Origin of the sequence: Turicibacter sp. HGF1, from assembly GCF_000191865.1 — a bacterium.
GTDB classification, from domain to species: Bacteria; Bacillota_I; Bacilli_A; order MOL361; family Turicibacteraceae; genus Turicibacter; species Turicibacter sanguinis.
In genome coordinates, this window is record NZ_AEXQ01000113.1 from 1 (window position 1) to 18,266 (window position 18,266).

At 35.1% G+C, this 18,266-nt stretch carries 18 protein-coding genes, 1 pseudogene and 1 riboswitch; of the genes and pseudogenes, 2 read left to right on the plus strand and 17 right to left on the minus strand.

Features of this window, described 5'->3' with window-relative positions; genetic code table 11:
- Window positions 1–608: 608 nt before the first annotated feature.
- On the minus strand, window positions 609–1,166 hold the full coding sequence (efp, locus tag HMPREF9402_RS11025; protein WP_006783846.1) for an elongation factor P: 558 nt from the start codon (window positions 1,164–1,166) through the stop codon (window positions 609–611).
- A gap of 335 nt (window positions 1,167–1,501) precedes the next feature.
- Here efp and HMPREF9402_RS11030 point away from each other — a divergent pair, with 335 nt between their 5' ends.
- Window positions 1,502–1,846 carry a rhodanese-like domain-containing protein gene (locus HMPREF9402_RS11030; RefSeq protein ID WP_009607398.1) on the plus strand — a complete coding sequence of 115 codons (345 nt, stop codon included), beginning with the start codon at window positions 1,502–1,504 and terminating at the stop codon, window positions 1,844–1,846.
- 83 nt (window positions 1,847–1,929) lie between these two features.
- Here the strand turns inward: HMPREF9402_RS11030 and HMPREF9402_RS11035 are convergent, their stop codons facing one another.
- On the minus strand, window positions 1,930–2,382 hold the full coding sequence (locus HMPREF9402_RS11035; RefSeq protein WP_006783844.1) for a GatB/YqeY domain-containing protein: 453 nt from the start codon (window positions 2,380–2,382) through the stop codon (window positions 1,930–1,932).
- A 19-nt stretch (window positions 2,383–2,401) separates the two neighbouring features.
- Complete coding sequence (gene rpsU, locus HMPREF9402_RS11040) at window positions 2,402–2,590, minus strand: 30S ribosomal protein S21 (RefSeq protein WP_039931013.1); 189 nt, start codon at window positions 2,588–2,590, stop codon at window positions 2,402–2,404.
- Between the two features lie 160 nt (window positions 2,591–2,750).
- Here rpsU and HMPREF9402_RS11045 point away from each other — a divergent pair, with 160 nt between their 5' ends.
- Window positions 2,751–4,064 carry a peptidoglycan bridge formation glycyltransferase FemA/FemB family protein gene (locus tag HMPREF9402_RS11045; protein ID WP_009607408.1) on the plus strand — a complete coding sequence of 438 codons (1,314 nt, stop codon included), beginning with the start codon at window positions 2,751–2,753 and terminating at the stop codon, window positions 4,062–4,064.
- A gap of 45 nt (window positions 4,065–4,109) precedes the next feature.
- Here HMPREF9402_RS11045 and HMPREF9402_RS11050 read toward each other — a convergent pair.
- The 14 genes and pseudogenes from HMPREF9402_RS11050 to HMPREF9402_RS11115 all read right to left on the minus strand — a co-directional run.
- A pseudogene (locus HMPREF9402_RS11050) lies at window positions 4,110–4,943 on the minus strand (IS3 family transposase); the annotation flags it as partial.
- 11 nt (window positions 4,944–4,954) lie between these two features.
- Window positions 4,955–5,488, minus strand: coding sequence for a helix-turn-helix domain-containing protein (locus tag HMPREF9402_RS11055; protein ID WP_009607411.1), 534 nt, complete (start codon window positions 5,486–5,488; stop codon window positions 4,955–4,957).
- 69 nt (window positions 5,489–5,557) lie between these two features.
- Complete coding sequence (locus tag HMPREF9402_RS11060; protein WP_006785258.1) at window positions 5,558–7,003, minus strand: UDP-N-acetylmuramoyl-L-alanyl-D-glutamate--2,6-diaminopimelate ligase; 1,446 nt, start codon at window positions 7,001–7,003, stop codon at window positions 5,558–5,560.
- Between the two features lie 22 nt (window positions 7,004–7,025).
- A complete protein-coding gene (gene mtaB / locus HMPREF9402_RS11065) occupies window positions 7,026–8,330 on the minus strand; it encodes a tRNA (N(6)-L-threonylcarbamoyladenosine(37)-C(2))-methylthiotransferase MtaB (protein ID WP_006785257.1) in 1,305 nt (434 codons plus the stop codon).
- Between the two features lie 40 nt (window positions 8,331–8,370).
- Window positions 8,371–9,117: a 16S rRNA (uracil(1498)-N(3))-methyltransferase gene (locus tag HMPREF9402_RS11070; RefSeq protein WP_006785256.1), complete on the minus strand. Its 747-nt coding sequence runs from the start codon at window positions 9,115–9,117 to the stop codon at window positions 8,371–8,373.
- A gap of 21 nt (window positions 9,118–9,138) precedes the next feature.
- Window positions 9,139–10,077, minus strand: coding sequence for a 50S ribosomal protein L11 methyltransferase (gene prmA / locus HMPREF9402_RS11075; RefSeq protein WP_009607409.1), 939 nt, complete (start codon window positions 10,075–10,077; stop codon window positions 9,139–9,141).
- Between the two features lie 154 nt (window positions 10,078–10,231).
- Window positions 10,232–11,380, minus strand: coding sequence for a molecular chaperone DnaJ (gene dnaJ, locus HMPREF9402_RS11080; RefSeq protein ID WP_006785254.1), 1,149 nt, complete (start codon window positions 11,378–11,380; stop codon window positions 10,232–10,234).
- A gap of 81 nt (window positions 11,381–11,461) precedes the next feature.
- Window positions 11,462–13,276: a molecular chaperone DnaK gene (dnaK, locus tag HMPREF9402_RS11085; protein ID WP_006785253.1), complete on the minus strand. Its 1,815-nt coding sequence runs from the start codon at window positions 13,274–13,276 to the stop codon at window positions 11,462–11,464.
- Between the two features lie 32 nt (window positions 13,277–13,308).
- Window positions 13,309–13,863 carry a nucleotide exchange factor GrpE gene (gene grpE, locus HMPREF9402_RS11090; protein WP_006785252.1) on the minus strand — a complete coding sequence of 185 codons (555 nt, stop codon included), beginning with the start codon at window positions 13,861–13,863 and terminating at the stop codon, window positions 13,309–13,311.
- Window positions 13,864–13,875: 12 nt separating this feature from the next.
- The gene (gene hrcA / locus HMPREF9402_RS11095) at window positions 13,876–14,898 is read right to left on the minus strand and encodes a heat-inducible transcriptional repressor HrcA (RefSeq protein ID WP_009607406.1); all 1,023 of its coding nucleotides are present in this window, start codon (window positions 14,896–14,898) and stop codon (window positions 13,876–13,878) included.
- A gap of 198 nt (window positions 14,899–15,096) precedes the next feature.
- A complete protein-coding gene (gene trxA, locus HMPREF9402_RS11100; protein ID WP_006785250.1) occupies window positions 15,097–15,411 on the minus strand; it encodes a thioredoxin in 315 nt (104 codons plus the stop codon).
- Window positions 15,412–15,593: 182 nt separating this feature from the next.
- Entirely contained in the window at window positions 15,594–16,334 is a 741-nt protein-coding gene (locus tag HMPREF9402_RS11105; RefSeq protein WP_006785249.1) for an amino acid ABC transporter ATP-binding protein, read from the minus strand.
- Window positions 16,335–16,343: 9 nt separating this feature from the next.
- Entirely contained in the window at window positions 16,344–17,105 is a 762-nt protein-coding gene (locus HMPREF9402_RS11110; protein WP_006785248.1) for an amino acid ABC transporter permease, read from the minus strand.
- A 2-nt stretch (window positions 17,106–17,107) separates the two neighbouring features.
- The gene (locus HMPREF9402_RS11115; protein ID WP_006785247.1) at window positions 17,108–17,920 is read right to left on the minus strand and encodes a transporter substrate-binding domain-containing protein; all 813 of its coding nucleotides are present in this window, start codon (window positions 17,918–17,920) and stop codon (window positions 17,108–17,110) included.
- Between the two features lie 76 nt (window positions 17,921–17,996).
- Window positions 17,997–18,164: riboswitch (Lysine riboswitch) on the minus strand.
- Window positions 18,165–18,266 lie beyond the last annotated feature (102 nt).

The window sequence follows — 18,266 nt, forward strand, 5'->3', positions numbered from 1 at the left end:
TCAAAAAATAAAAACTTCACCCTTCTTAATATGATGTTGAAACAGTTAAATTAAATGAATTCACTAAATTTTTTGAAAAAGAAATTTTGCCTTATCCCTCCACTCATGATAGAAACAGTGTGGAATTCTTTTGATTCCAATTAAAAAGTATGATTTTAAAACGTCTCATATTGTTATTTCCAAAACCTCACTCCCTGATATCGATCTAGATTTAAAGGAACAGTGTTATGATTGTGTGTATGATCGATTTACATTTACTCAAAAACATTTATTATTGAAAAGAACGGTTATACTTTCTACCATACAAAATACGAGATTGTTTTAGAGGTACAAAATAAAATTTCAGAGTGGCGGGTCCTCTACAGTTCACTCCTTTTATGAGCTATTAATACGTATTCTCATAACTCAAAACATAACTCAACTAAAATAAAAACACCTAGTCATTTCATCACAAGGCTTATTCTTAAAGTCATTCATTGTAATAGATGCAATACTCTTTGAGAAAGAACAAAAAAGACTTTAAAAGCCAAAGCTCTTAAAGTCTTTAAAATATAATAATATCAATATTTTATCCTATTCAAGATAAAATTTATAATGTTCCAAAGAAATTATCCGCGAGATACGTAACGTCCATCATTTGTGTTGATGATTAATTTATCTCCAACTTCAACGAATAAAGGAACTTGTAAAGAGTATCCAGTTGAAACTGTTGCACTCTTAGTTGCATTAGAAGCTGTGTTTCCTTTAACACCTGGCTCACATTCTACAACTTCTAATGTTACTTTTTCAGGAACTTCAACTCCTAAGATTTCACCGTTGTAGCTCATCACTTTAACTTCCATTCCATCAACTAAGAAGTTTTTCTCTTGCTCTAATTGAGCAGCCGTTAATTCAATTTGTTCATATGTTTCATTGTTCATGAAAACATACTCATCTCCCATTGAATATAAGAATTGCATTGTTGATTTTTCAACGTGTGCACGTTTAACTTTTTCACCTGCATTGAATGTATTATCAATAACAGCTCCAGAACGTAAGTTACGTAATTTAGAACGTACGAAAGCTTGTCCTTTACCTGGTTTTACGTGTTGGAATTCGATAATTTGGAATAAGTTTCCTTCATAATCGATAGTCATACCTGTTTTAAAATCGTTACTTGAAATCATAAAAATCCTCCTTGAACACTATACAAACTACTCCTTAGTAGTATGAGAATCATTTCCGTATTTAATTATAACGATTAATGGAGAAATTGTCTATTATAAACAGCTATTTTTCCCTATTCTCGACCTAAAATCAGCTTTTTCACCCTCGCTATTGAACAAAAAAAACACTCTATCTTTCTATTTCTTTTCGTCTTTTCTCGTGATACGACGATACTTCTCTAAAAGGGCTTTATTTTTAATCTGAAATTCTGTAAAATAAAAGGTGTTGCGAATAAAGGAGGTTATGTGGATGAATTGGCCATTAATTATTAGTGCAATTCTTTTAGGATTGATCGTTGGATTATGGATTACTATGCGTCGTGAATCGAAAAAAATGTGTGGTAAACTTAACAGAAGCAGAGTTTGTAGAGCAAATGCGTAAGGGACAGTTAATAGACCTTCGTAAGAAAGAAGAATTTGATCAAGGACATATTAACGGTGCTCGTAACATTCCTTTTGCTATTTTAACTCGTAATCCTGGAAAACTACGCAAGGATTTACCTATTTTCTTATATTGTGAAAAAGGAAAAGTAAGCAAACGTGCTGCTTTAGTTCTTTACGGTAAAGGATACGAGAAAATTTACCAACTCGAAGGTGGATTAACAGCTTGGACAGGTCCATTAAAAGCTACAAAAAAATAAAAACAAAAAGATTATTAGAATTAAATCTAATAATCTTTTTTTATTATTTACAAATAATAAAAAAACACACATAATTGTGTGTTTTATTCTTGGCTTAAATAAGCTTTAACCAATTTACTAACTAAAGCACCGTCTGTACGTCCTTTTGTTTTAGGAACAACGGCACCCATTAACTTACCCATGTCAGATGGTTTTTCTGCGTTAATCATTTTAGCTGTTTCAGATATAATTTGTTTAAGCTCTTCCTCAGTAAGTTGCGCCGGTAAATAGGCATTCACGTATGTTAATTCTTGCTCGATTTTTGCTGCTAAATCTTCACGTGCTGCCTCTTTAAATTCTTTTAAAGAATCACGGCGTTGTTTAACTTCACGTGAAAGAACAGTAAGTTCTTGGTCTTCATTTAAATCTGTAACACCTAAATGAATGGCTTCATTTTGAAGTGAAGCTTTTAACATGCGAATAACTGATAAGCGATCTTTTTCTTTCGCTTTCATTGCTTCTTTCATGTCAGCATTTAATTGATCAAGTAATGCCACTGAGATCACCTATTTAAAATTAGTATTTGTTACGTTTGATTGCAGACTTGCGTGCTGCTTCTGATTTTTGTTTACGTTTGATACTCGGTTTAACGTAATATTCACGTTTACGAGCTTCAGTAAGGGTACCTACTTTAGATACTTCTCTCTTAAAACGACGTAATGCATCATCTAATGATTCGTTTTTTCGAACTACAGTTTTAGCCACCACTAACCCTCCTTCCGCTTCGCTACGATTAACAGTAATATTATACAACATCTTTTACGTTCTGTAAATAAAACAAAAAAAAATCATAAAAATGATTTTATGTTATAATAATAACCGATAATAAAAAGGTGGACAAACACTGAACTGAAGGTGGAGTTTTATGAAATTTGTAACCAATATTGATGCTAAAAAATTTAATGACTTTGTGTCAACTCATCCTAAAAATCATTTTCTACAAACCTATGAGTGGGGCGTTTTTAAATCAAAATCACCCGAGTGGTCATTTGAAACTGTGGGACTTGAAAACGATCAAGGAGAACTCGTTGCAGCTGCGTTAGTTCTCATTCGTTTTTTACCTATCATCAAACGTCCATTTTTATATATTCCACGTGGATTTGTGCTTGACTTTAATAATGAACAACAATTAAAAGATTTTACAGAAGGAATGAAAAACTTCGCAAAATCAAAAAAAGCAATTTTCTTTAAAATTGATCCAGACCTAAAATACGTTAATCGCACCATCGATGGTGAAATTGCAGAAGGGGCGTTCCCAAATGAGTCGCTAATTCAATCTTTGCTTAACCTCAATTATAAACATTTAGGCTTCACACAAGATTTTGACTCTAGCATTCAACCTCGATATACTTTCCGCTTAGATTTAAAACCAGAAGAAAAAAACTTATTACAAGGCTGTCATACAAAAACACGCTACAATTTAAAAGTAGCACAAAAAAAAGGAATCGAAATTGTAGAAGGATCACGTGAAGATTTAACAAAATTTGAAGAAATTATGCGTATCACAGGAGAACGTGATGGATTCTTAACTCGTCCTCTTTCTTATTTTGAAGAGATGTATGACACACTAGCCCCTCATGGAATGTGCAAACTCTACTTAGCTAAGCTTAATACAGAGCAAGCCTTAAATAATTTAACGGAGGAACTAAATCAAACCACATCAACCATCGAACAATTAAACACTCAACTTCAAAATGCAGAATTAAATGAGAAGAAACGTCAAAAACTAATTAATAAATTAGAACCCGAAAAAAATAAACTTCAAAATATTACCCAACAATTAAAAGAAGTAGAACAATTGTATAAAGAACACCCAACAGGGATTACAATGTCAGGGATTATTACCACTTATTTCGGCAATAAAGCATGGTATTTATATGGAGCCAGTGATAATGTTTATCGTGAATTCATGCCAAACTACTTAATTCAATGGAAAGCTTTAACAGACGCTAAACAAGCTGGATATGAAATTTACGACTTCTTTGGAATCAGTGGGAAAACAGATGAATCAGATCCATTATATGGTCTATATCGATTTAAAAAAGGATTTGGTGGAGAATTTACCGAATTTATTGGAGAATTTGATTACGTGATTGATCCCATTGGTTACTTTGCTTGGACCAAACTTTTACCACAATTTAAAAAATTCAAAAAAAGATTGCGCAATAAAAGACATTAAAAAAGGACACCGACATGTAGTGACCCCAAAAAGTTGAACTAAATATTAAGCAGCCAATTGGCTGGTATGAATTCGGTATTGAACTGGACTCATGCCAGCCAATTTTCTTTTGATTCGTTTATGATTATAGTAGTCAATATATTCTTCAATTGCTTCTTTTAGCTCCTCATATGTTTTGAATGTTTTACCATAATATTTTTCTTGTTTAAGAATCCCGAAGAAATTTTCCATAGGAGAATGATCTAAACAGTTTCCTTTACGAGACATACTTTGAAATATGTTATTCTGTTTTAATGTTTGAACCCATTGTCTATGTTGATAGTGCCAACCTTGATCAGAATGAATCGTTGTTCGATATTTAGCTTGTTCAAGAATTGGAAGAACTTGATATAATGATTCCATGACAAAGTTTAAATCAGGTTTATGGCTAATTGAAAAAGATAAAATTTCACCCGTTGCCATATCCATTATAGGGCTCAAATATAATTTCTTTCCTTCTTGTGTTTTAAACTCCGTCACATCTGTTGTTAACTTTTGATAAGGATACGGTGTATTAAAACGGCGATTAATTCGATTCTTAGCCACTGTTCCAACAGTCCCTTTGTATGAGCGATATTGACGTGATTTACGACCAAACTTGACACACATTATCCCAAGCTTTTTCATGAGACGATATACTTTTTTATGATTGATTCTAATTCCTCTATTATAAAGCTCATCTTGAATTCGACGATAGCCGTAAGTCTCATCACTCTCTTTAAAAATAATTAAAATCAGCTCTTCAAGCTCTTGATCAGGATTTACTTGTTTCATCTTATTGACCCAATAGTGATAGGTTGATTTAGGAAACTTTGTGACCTTTAAAATGTCACTTAATTTAAAATTAGCCGTTAATTCTTAGATGATTCTTGTTTCGATTTGATTCTTTGGCTCCATGGCGTAATTCCATGGGCGTGACACTTTTTTAAGTATTCATTCTCGATTCTCAATAATTTAAGTTCTTCTTCTAATTGTTGTTCACGAGTTAAAGTTTTTGGTTGTTTAGATGCTTTTAATTTAGTCATAGGATTTTGAGGCCTTCCTTTCGATTTAAAGAATGCCCCTGCACCGTCTTTTAGAAAGTCTGCCTTCCAATTGGCAATCGTTCCTATCTCTGATAATCCAAAATGGATAGCAGTTTGACTATATGAAGCACCTGTTGTTTTCATATCGTTTAATACATTTAATTTAAATTCTCCAGTATATTCTTGTTTTTCTTTTCGTTGAACTCCACTTCTTCCAGTTTGTTTATATTGTCTAACCCACGTTTCAATTTGTGATTTACTTGGTATGTGATATTTTTTAGCGAGCAAACGGTAACCTAAAGTTCCCTGCAAATACTCGTTAACAACATGCAACTTAAATTCTGAGCTATATTTAGCCATAGAAAAACACCCCTAACATTAGATTTTTAAGTCTAACATTTGGGGTGCACTACAACAAGGTGTCCTTTTTTATGCATTCTTTTCTAATCTTCTACGAAGTACTTCCTTCGCAACTTCACGATCATCTAAACGAATATTCCCACTTTTCCAATATTGGATTTGCTCATGACCTCGTCCTGCAATTAATACAATATCATTTTTCTGTGCTTTATTGATAGCAGTTTCAATTGCTTCAATCCGATCAACAATCACTTCATAATTCATTGGTTTAATTCCAGAAACCATTTCATTCAAAATATCAACCGGATCTTCTGAATGAGGATCATCTGTTGTAAAAATAACATCATCTGCATAATCAACGGATAACTTAGCGATAACTGGGCGTTTGGTACGATCTCGATCTCCTGGACATCCAATAACAACTTTGACCCCATTTTGTTTAATCCCGGTCACAAACTCTAACACTTTCTCAACCCCATCTGGCGTATGAGCATAGTCAACAATAACCGTAAAGTCTTGACCCTCATTAATAATTTCCATTCGGCCATCAACAGGCGATAATGTTTTAATTAACGCAATAATTTGTTCCATTGGCATCGAAGCCGAATAGGCAGAAGCCATAGCCCCTAGGGCATTATAAACATTAAATCTTCCTAAAAGCGGTGTTTGGACCTCATAGATCCCTTCTGGGCATGTCAATTTAAAACTTGTTCCAAATGACGTCATGTGAATATCCTCTGCTTTAAAGTCCGCATCCGACTCAATTCCATATGTATAAACAGCAGTCTGACTTTCTTTTAAGCGATTAACTAATTTTTCACCATACTCATCATCTAAATTCACAATCCCATGACCATCAGGAGTTAACATTTCAAACAACTTATATTTCGCTTCAAAATAGTCATCCATCGTTGGATGAAAATCTAAATGTTCTGGTGTCAGGTTTGTAAATAATGCAACTTTAAACTGACAGTAATCAACACGATGTAATTCTAAAGCATGTGAAGAAACTTCAATCGCAACTTGTTTTACGCCCTCTTCAACCATCTCATGAAAAATACGTTGCAAACTTAAAGGCTCAGGTGTTGTATTTTTAGGTTCAATGTAATGATTGGCATAGCGAATTCCATTTGTTCCAATGTATCCAACATGCCCTTCAAAACCAGTTAGAAGATGCTCTAAAATATAGGCTGTTGTTGTTTTTCCGTTTGTTCCAGTTAATCCAAATAAATTTAGCTTTTCTGTTGGTTTATTAAACATCAAATGCGCAAGCCTTGGAAGTTCAACTGCTGTATCTTTGACAATAATTTGAGGAATTGCAATATTTTCAAGTTCATATTCACAAACGATTGCAACAGCTCCAGCTTCTTCTGCTGACTTAGCAAAGCGATGCCCATCAACAGTATATCCCTTTATACACACAAATAAATCGCCTGGCTTTACTTGACGATTGTCTGTTGCAATACCGGTTACCTCAAAATCTTGTTCAACATTGAATAACGATTTAATATTCATGACATCACCTCTAATTATTCTGTTACTTCACGATTTCCCCTAAACAAATTGGATAATCTGCTTTTACAACCTTCACTGGCACAACTTCTCCAATTAAATCCGTTTCCCCTTTAAACTCCACTTTTACATAATTACTTGCATGCCCTACTAAATACCCTTCTTTTGTATGTGAGGCTTCTTCTGGAATAACTTGTAGAATTTTTCCTTCACAAGAACTTGCATATTCTTTAGCCAATTGTTCACTCAATGCTAATAATTTATTAACTCGCATCGACTTAACCATTTCTGGGACTTGATTTTCCATACGCGCAGCCGGCGTTCCATTACGCACTGAATACGGGAAGACGTGTAATTCAGAGAATCCGATACGTTTAATCGTCTCAACTGTTTCATTAAATAGCTCTTCTGTTTCTCCTGGGAAGCCTACAATCACATCTGTTGTAATTGCTAAATTGTCAAATAACTCACGTAACTCTTTTACCTTTGCCTCAAATTCAGCTAATGTATAGGGACGCTTCATTCCCTTTAAGATTTCATTTGATCCAGCTTGAAGTGGCATATGTAAATGGTTCACAATTTTATCTGACATTTTCATGGCAGTGATGACATCATCTGTCATTTCTGATGCCTCAATTGAAGAGATACGAATACGTTTTAATCCGTCAATTTTAATTAAGTCTTGAAGTAATTTACCAAAACTATAATCTTCTAAATCTTCACCATAAGCCGCTGTATGAATCCCTGTTAAAACGACTTCACAGTGACCATTCGCTACTAATTGCTTAACTTGATCAATAACGATTTCAGGTTTTTGAGAACGAACAGTTCCACGCGCCCAAGGAATAATGCAATACGTACAGAAATTATTACATCCATCTTGAATTTTTAATGTTGCACGCGTACGGTCTGAGAATTGAGAAACATTCAATGTTTCAAATCCATCTACCTTGAAAACATTTTGAATTTGTGAAATCGGTTGACGCTCTTCACGATATTTTTGAACTAATTGAGGAATTTGGTCACGTCCATGTGTTCCAATCACAATATCAACGCCCTCGATATCCATAATTTCTTTTGGTTTGGTTTGTGCGTAACATCCCATGACACACATAACGGCCTCAGGGTTACGACGAATGGCACGACGAATCACTTGACGACTTTTTTTATCTCCTGTATTCGTGACCGTACACGTATTAATGATATAGACATCTGCTACACCTTTAAAATCTACTTTTTCATAACCTTCATTTTTAAATAACTCCCATACTGCTTCTGTTTCATAATGATTTACTTTGCATCCTAATGTATGAAATGCTACAGTCGGCATAAAATCATTCCTTTCCCTATGACAAATCTTGTTGTGATATTTAAAATTCTAATGCAAACGAAATCGCACTCAACGCGTAAATCGGTGCTGTTTCTGTTCTTAAAATGCGAGGCCCTAATGCACACGGTTTAAATCCATGCTGGATTAATAAATCAACTTCTTTTTCTCCAACGCCTCCCTCAGGCCCAACTAATAACAATAACGTTGCACCTGGTTTTATATTTTCTAACGTTTGTTTTAATTGAGCTAATTCACCTTGTTTGGCTGTTTCTTCATAAGCAAACAAGCAAACATCGTAATGTTTAGATTGTTCTAAGAAAGCCTTAAAGGTATGAACAGAATGAACTTTTGGAACCACTTGACGATGAGACTGTTCAGCAGCTTCTTTTGCAATCTTATTCCATCGTTCAACCTTTTTCACTTCCTTTTTAGCATCTAGTTTAACAACACAACGTTCCATACTTACCGGCATAAAGTTAGTTGCTCCACACTCCGTTGCCTTTTGAATGACCCATTCAAATTTATCTCCTTTAGGTAACCCTTGGGCAATCGTGACCTCAATGGGTAATTCCGTATCACTTTCAATTGCTTCACCAATTTCTCCCGTCACTTCATCTGGTGTTACGGCTGTAATCGTGAGATAATAACATTCTTTATCTTCATTACAAACAATGATTCGCTCACCGACTTCCATTCGCATGACACGGGCGATATGATGAGCATCTTCATCAGTAATTCGAACTTGTTTCGCTTGAAACTGATGATTTTTTAAAAAATAACGTTGCATTACGTTGCCTCCAATTCGACTTTAACCTTCGTATGTTGCCACAATCGCAACCCATCCATTTTTTTCTCTCACTTCTTCAATCTTAAATTGATAGGCAACTAAAGCATCTAATACTGCTTGTTTTTCATGGTCAACAATACCAGAACAAATAAACGTTTGACCTTGTGGTAATACTTTCACCACATCATCTAACATATTAATAATAATCGGTGCTAATATATTAGCTACCATTAACGTTGGAGCTTCTGATAACGCCTCCACCCCATCAATTAAATTGTTTTTCTCAATGATAATGTTTTGACAATGATTCATTTCAATATTTTCTTTTGCACGAATCACTGCCATTGCGTCCAAGTCAACCGCATAAACCAAACGACATCCAAGTTTTGAAGCAGCGATTGCTAAAATTCCAGAACCAGTTCCTACATCAACAACGACCTGACTTGAATTGGCATACTGTTCAATCAATTCTAAACATAATTGTGTCGTTTCATGCGTTCCAGATCCAAAGGCCATTCCCGGATCTAACATAATCTCTGTCACATTAGGATCAGTTGTAGGTTCAAGCCAACAAGGTTTAATCACTAGCGTCTTCGTAATTTCAATTGGAGTATAATGTTTTTTCCAACTATTTGCCCAGTCTTCTTCATCTAACATTTTGATTTCCAGTTTATTATGGTCAAAGTTATCAAATTTTAAATTTAATAATTGCGTTCTCACAAATTCTAACTGTGTTTCAATATCTGACGTTACAGCTAAATAGCCTTTAATGATAACTCCATCACTTGGATAATCATTAGGATTTAGGCGATAAATTTCACCAAAATGATCCTCATGTGATTCTGTTACGGTATTTGAATCTTCAAGTAAGACTCCCTTCGAACCAGCCTCAATAAAAATATTACTAACTAAATCATACGCTTCATGCGTTGAATGAAAACTTAACTCTAACCAGTTCATGAAGTCACCTCATTTATCAATTTTATCTCTAAATTATAACACAATTCATCAAAAACTAAAAATTATGTTCTTTTGTTTAATATTGTAAATTTTTTATAGTGTCATTCTTTTTCCATAAAAAAATTGTAAGGATTCTTCATCCTTACAATTTTCATTATTTAAAGGCCTTTTTTAACTTATCCCAGATTGAACCTGTTTTATCTTCTAACTGATCAAATTCATGTAATAATTCACGTTGACGATGACTTACTTTTTTAGGAACGACTAATTTAACTTTGACATATAAGTCTCCCGTCATTTCGCGGTTAATGTATTTAATTCCTTTATTACGAACTCTAAATTCAGTTCCTGGTTGTGTTCCTTCTGGAATTTTTAAAGCCACTTTTCCATTTAACGTCGGTACTTCAACTTCAGCTCCTAAAGTTGCTTGACTAAATGAGATTGGAATTTCACAACGAAGGTCATAACCATCGCGAACAAAGAAATCATGTGGTAAGACTCTAAATCCAACATATAAATCTCCACTTGGTCCGCCATTACGTCCCGCTTCTCCTTGACCTGTTAAGCGGATTTGTTGACCATCATCAATTCCAGCTGGAACTTTAACTTCAATCGTTTTTTGACGGTTAACTGTTCCATGCCCTGAACAAGCATCACATTTATGTTTAATCTTTTTACCCGTTCCAGAACAGTCAGGACAAGTCGTTTGAGTTTGCATACGTCCAAGAATCGTATTTTGAACTTCCACAACGCGTCCTGTTCCACTACAACGAGAACATGTTTCAATATCGTCTTTAGAACGTGCTCCTGATCCCCCACATTTTGTACATTCTTCTTCACGATTTACTGTAATCTCTTTTGTCACGCCAAATGCAGCTTCTTCAAACGTAATCGTTATTGTTTGCTTTAAATCATTACCACGTTGTGGGGCATTTGGATTTCGACGATTTGAGCCACCACCGAATCCGCCGAATCCACCTCCGAACATACTTTCAAATATATCTTCGAATCCGCCTCCGAATCCGCCTTGTGCTCCACCAAATCCTCCGAATCCGCCAAATCCACCTTGGCCACCGAATCCATCTGTTGCTGCATGTCCATATTGATCATAGGCTGCGCGCTTTTGCTCATCGCTAAGCACCTCATATGCTTCTTGTACCTCTTTGAACTTTTCTTCTGCATTTGCTTCCGTTGCAACATCAGGATGATACTGTTTAGCTAACTTACGGTAAGCGCGCTTAATTTCTTGATCAGTTGCTGTTTTTGAAACACCTAGCACCTCATAATAATCACGTTTTGCCATGCTGTACCCTCCTTTTATTCTTTCATAATATACCATAAAAAAAGTCAAAGTCATAGTAGACTTTGACTTTTAAATTTTTTATTAAACTTCTTTATATTCAGCGTCTACAACTGAATCATCACTTGAATTTGCTCCTGCATCACCTTGTGCCGCTTGAGCTGCCTCAGCTGCTTGAGAATAAACTTTAACCGCTAATTCTTGAGCTAATTTTTCAAGTTCATCTTTTTTCACTTTAACTTCATCGAAATTGTTATCGCTTAATGCTTTTTCTAATGCTTCAACTGCATTTTTAATGTTTGTTTTTTCTTCTTCAGTTGCTTGTTCTCCAAGTTCTGAAACTGATTTATTTGCCGCAAAGATTAATTGCTCTGCTTCATTACGTAAATCTGCTTGTTCTTTACGTTTTGCATCTGCATCTGCATTTTCTTCTGCTTCACGGACCATGCGTTCAATTTCTTCATCTGTTAATCCTGAACCAGAAGTGATGGTGATACGTTGTTCTTTTTGTGTACCTAAATCTTTTGCTTTAACATTTACAATCCCATTAGCATCGATATCAAATGTTACTTCGATTTGAGGGATACCACGTGGTGCAGCTGGAATATCTCCTAATTGGAAGCGTCCTAATGTTTTGTTATCTGATGCCATTGGACGTTCACCTTGTAAAACGTGAATATCTACGGCTGGTTGGTTATCTGCAGCTGTTGAGAACACTTGAGATTTAGATGTTGGAATTGTTGTATTACGAGGGATTAAAACCGTCATCACTTGTCCCATTGTCTCGATACCTAAAGATAATGGTGTAACGTCTAATAATAAGATATCTTTAACATCTCCTTGTAACACCCCACCTTGGATAGCAGCTCCCATTGCAACTACTTCGTCTGGGTTAACTCCTTTATTAGGTTCCTTTCCTAATTCATTTTTGATTGCTGTTTGCACGGCAGGAATACGAGTTGATCCACCAACTAATAAAACTTGATCTAAATCATTTGCAGTCATCTTAGCATCTTTTAATGCTTGACGAACTGGTCCCATTGTACGTTCAACAAGAGTTGAAGTCATCGCATCAAATTGAGCACGTGATAAAGTTTTTTCTAAATGTAAAGGTCCTGTTGCATTCATTGAGATGAATGGTAATGAAATTTGGACAGATGTCACTCCTGATAAGTCTTTTTTAGCTTTTTCAGCCGCATCTTTTAAACGTTGCATTGCCATTTTATCTGCTGATAAATCAACACCTGTTTCTGATTTAAATTCTTTTACTAACCAGTCAATAATCACTTGGTCGAAATCATCTCCACCTAAACGATTATCTCCCGCTGTTGATAATACTTCAAATGTTCCATCTGCTAACTCAAGAATTGAAACGTCAAAAGTTCCTCCTCCTAAGTCATATACTAAAATTGTTTGTTCTTTATCTGTTTTATCTAATCCATAAGCTAAAGCTGCTGCTGTTGGTTCATTGATGATACGTTTAACATCAAGACCTGCAATACGTCCTGCATCTTTAGTCGCTTGACGTTCAGCATCATTGAAGTAAGCTGGAACTGTAATAACTGCTTCAGTTACTGGTTCACCTAAGTATGCTTCAGCCGTTGCTTTTAAATTTTGTAAAATAATTGCTGAAATTTCTTGTGGTGTATAAGATTTTCCTTCAATTGTTTCTTTATGGTTTGTTCCCATATGACGTTTAATAGACATGATTGTATTTGGATTTGTAATTGCTTGACGTTTTGCAACATCACCTACTTGACGTTCTTCACCTTTGAATGATACAACTGATGGCGTTGTACGAGCTCCTTCTGGATTAGCGATAACTTTCGCTTCTCCACCTTCCATAACTGCAACACATGAGTTAGTTGTTCCTAAGTCAATACCAATAATTTTACCCATTGAGATTCATCCTCCTATATAACAATTTAGAATTATTCGCTTACTTTTACCATTGAAGGTCGAATAACACGATCTTTTAATTTATAACCTTTTTGAAGTTCTTGTAAAACCATTCCTGATTCTACCCCTTCAACTGCTTCTTGCATCACAGCTTGATGCACAGTTGGATCGAAGGCCACGCCTTCTGCTTTAATGACTTCAACCCCTTCTTGCTTTAATGCCTCAAGTAATTGGGTATGAATCATTTTAAATCCTGTTAAGAATGTTTTTGTATTTTCATCTTCAACCGTACTAGATAAAGCACGCTCAAAGTTATCAATCGCTGGAATAATATTCGTAATCACAGCCTGTGAGCGATATTTCGCTTCACGAACGCGTTCTTCATTCATACGACGTTTAAAGTTTTCAAGTTCAGCTGCATTACGTAACAATTGATCTTTCAGATCTTGAATTTGTTGTTTTAATTCCACTGTTTCATCGATAACTTCTGATTCCGTCTCACACTGGCAATCACCATTTGCTTCTTGGCAACCTGCTTCTTCATTTAATTCTTCTAATTCTTCAACTGGTTGGGTTTCCTTATTCAACCGCCCCACCTCCTATTTATATAAATCAGACATAATTCGTGCGACATGCTCAAGAAGTGGAATGATTTTTCGATACTCCATTCTCGTCGGTCCTAAAACCGCAATCTTCCCAAATTCATGGTCACTAATTTGGTACGGAACCGTGATTAGTGTACAGTTTTCCATCGCTTTTATTTCGTTTTCTTGTCCAATTTTAACCGTCAATTCATGAGTCTCATCATCTGACTCAATAACTTTTACAATCTCATCTGCTTCAATCATACTAAACAAATGATAAGCTTTATCTAAATCATTGAATTCTGGTTGTTTCAAAATATTAGATTTTCCACTTAGAATATAATTGTTTTGAGAGAGCGACTGAGAAAGTAATTGAAGCATTGTATACATAATTTCCTCTTTGTATGTAATGAAATCATGTAATTGATTTTCAAAGCTTTCAGTTAACCTATCATGGATTTCACCCACAAATTCACCGACAAGTAATTCATCGAGCGCTTTAATAATGGTCTCCATTTTTTTAATATCAATATTGTCAGGAATCGTAATTGTCCGACTCTCAACATGCCCTTGGTCTGTAATAAGAACAAAGACAGCTTGTGCATCTGAAATCGGAACAAACTGAATTTTTTTGACTCGACTGTAATCATGAGAGGGACCTAATAAAATTGACGTATAATTCGTTAAACTTGAGAGCAATTTAACCGCTTCTTTAATGGTTGTTTCACGTTCAAATTGTTTTTGATTTAACAATTGTTTAAATATTCCTACTTCTGGTGTTGTCTCCATAGGTTCTTCTTTTACAAGGTAGTCTACGTAATAACGATATCCCTTTTGACTCGGGATCCGACCACTTGACGTATGTGTTTTTTCAAGAAAGCCCAAATCTTCTAAATCTGCCATTTCATTTCGAATCGTAGCAGCTGAAAAATTCAGTTCTTCTTTTTTAGATAAGACGCGCGAACCTACTGGCTGTGCCGTGTGTATGAACTCTTCTACAATTGCCTTTAAAACAAGTATTTGTCGTTCCGTTAGCAATGTAAACACCTCTTTTAGCACTCGTTATCATCAAGTGCTAATACCATTATATATAACCTTATTAGCACTGTCAACTCATTAGTGCTAATTTTTTATTTTTTTCAGAAGTCTAACTTCAGCAACCGTCTACCTTGATTAATATTCTCATTTCATGCTATTTCATACAAAAAAAGACACTCCTAGGAGCGTCTTTTTGAATTATTTATGCGATTCAATTAATGATAATAACGACGCTTTTGGTTGGAATCCAACTGTTTGCTGAACTGCTTGACCGTCTTTAAATAAAATTAATGTTGGAATTGACATCACTTTAAATTGTGACGCAACACCTGGACAATGATCCACGTTTACTTTAACAATTTTAGCAACACCTTGTAATTCAGTCGCTAACTCTTCTAGAACAGGCGCAATCATCTTACATGGTCCGCACCAATCTGCATAAAAATCAACTAAAACTAATCCAGTTGCAATTTCTTGAGCAAAATTTTCTTCTGTTGCATGAATAACTGCCATGTTTATTTCCTCCTCTAATACTTCTTGATAGTCTATCATAAGTATATCATATTACCATGAAATTACAAATAGATTGCACTTTCACCCAAATATTATTTCACATTTTTAGACACCTATCCCCATAACTTTCTAACAATCCCTTTATTTTAAACAGTAAATGGAGCGCCAACATGATCCTTTAACTAATTTAAATATCGGCGTAAAAATTCTTTCGTTCGTGCCTGTTTAGGATTTACAAAGATTTCATCTGGTGTTCCTTCCTCAGCAATCACCCCTCGATCCATAAAAACAACTCGATGACTCACCTCTTTAGCAAATCCCATTTCATGTGTCACCACAATCATCGTTAATCCATCCTCCGCTAATTGTTTCATGACTTTTAAAACGTCACCCACCATTTCGGGATCAAGGGCACTTGTCGGTTCATCAAATAACAATACTTCTGGTTCCATACATAAAGCACGCGCAATGGCTACACGTTGTTTTTGCCCCCCTGATAATTGTGAACTACTTGCATGAGCAAATGATTTCATTCCGACCTTCTCTAAATAAAACATCGCTTTTTCGATCGCCTCTTCTTTTCTTCGTTTCAATACTTTTGTTTGTCCAATGACACAATTATCAAGAACTGTTTTATTTTGAAACAAATTAAAACTTTGAAACACCATCCCGACTTTAGTTCGGTATTGATTAACATTAAGTTCTCCCTTTAAAATATCCTGGCCTCGATATAAGATTTCACCACTATCTGGAATTTCTAATAAATTAAGGCATCGAAGTAGAGTTGATTTCCCACTTCCACTTGATCCAATAATCGTAATAACTTCTCCTTTATCCACATGAAACTCTATGTTTTTTAAAACCTCTAGTTCTCCAAATCGTTTTTCTAAATGATGGATGTTGATCATCGTATTTTCTGCCATACTCTCCTCCTAAAGATTTGCCATTGGAACCGTTTGCGATGATGGAAATGAAGTTTTTTTCACGTTCATTTTCTTTTCAATCCAACCTAAAATTTGTGCTGTAATTGTCGTTAACACTAAATAAATGAGGCACGTAATAAAAAACGTCTCAGAATATAGCATCACACTTCCTGCTACTGATTTAGATTGGAAGAAAACTTCAATCACCCCAATGACATTTAACATTGAACTATCTTTAATATTCACAATAAATTCATTTCCAATAGAAGGAAAGGCGTTTTTAATCGCCTGAGGTAAGATAATGTACATCATCGATTGAAAAGCGGTCATTCCAATACTTCTAGCGGCTTCAAGTTGCCCTTTATCCACTGACTGAATACCTGAACGGATAATTTCTGCCATATAAGCCCCAGTATTAACCGAAATAATCACAATCCCTGCAGTTAATGAACTCCACCCTAGAATAGGACGTAAAGCATGATATAAAAACATCGCTTGCACCATCATTGGAGTCCCTCTAAAAAACCAAACGTAAAGACCTATCAAACAGTGCATCATTTTTTTTAACACTTTTACACTTTTTAAGTCTCTTGGTTCAATTGTAATCGCACGCAATCCCCCTAGAACTAACCCAATAACTAAGCCTAACATCGTTCCTAAAAAAGCTAAAATGAGTGTCATTTTAATTCCATACATGAACAAATCAAAATTTTTAACAAATAAAGAAAATGATTTATTTAAAAAGCCATTTTGAGTGGTTAAGAACATCATAATTATTCACCTGTTGGCGCACTTTCGCGAGATTCTGTCATCCATTCATTTCGAGTCGAATCTGAAATATTATCTAAAGCAGATTGAACTTGATTAAAGAACTCTGTACCACGACTGCCTTCTTTTAATCCAATTGAAACAGATGTATCAATATCAAATCCTTTACCTTCTGCAAAGTGAACAATAGTCAAATCTGGATTAGCTTGAATGACCCCTTCGGCAACGGGTAATTCAGCCGTAATAGCATCTGCTTCATTTGATTGTAAAGAGACCACTAACTCAGGATAAGAAGATTTAGGTGTTAAGTGATTCACCCCTTCAATTTGGTCAATTACCGTATCATAATTAGTATTCATCTGTCCAATCACATTTTTACCACTAAAATCTTGAATAGATGTTGCATGAACTAAATCATCGTCTGCACGAACAATCAGTACCATTTCTGATTCAAAATAAGGTGTCGTAAAATCAATTCCTTGTTCACGTTCCTCATTAGCGGTCATCCCAGCAATAATCGCATCAATTTCTCCCGATTCTAGTGATAATTGCAAACCATCCCACTCTAATTTTTTAATCACTAACTCTTTTTCCATGCTCTTTGCAATTTCATTTGCAATTCTCACATCGTATCCATCACAAAATCCTGCTCCACCAATTGATACACTTGTCTGTGTTGGTGCTGACGTTTGCCAGTTAAACGGAGCATAATTACATTCCATTCCAACCGTAAACGTATCTTTTGAATTACTTGTAGCATTCCCGCTACATCCTGCAAGCAAAATACATCCTGCTAACGTTACAACTAATTTTCTCATATTAAAATCTCCCCTTTGATTAAAATTGATTGTAACAAAAAAAGTCGTGCTATTAACACGACTGAAAAAAAGTCCTCTGTTTAATAGCTCCTCTTCAAAACTGAAGGAGTGTTACAGGTATTTCCTGCAACCCCAAGTGACGTATTTGCCAATACGAAACTTTCGGCGATGATTACCTTTCCAACATTTCCTCACTTGCCAGCTCCCTGTTGTACTCTGATGCAACGCTACCTCTATACGATTTTTTTTGTCCTCTTATAAAATAACATGATTTCCATATAATGTAAACTTTATTTTGAAAAATATATTTTCACAAAAAAATCTATCCCGATTGACTCGAGATAGA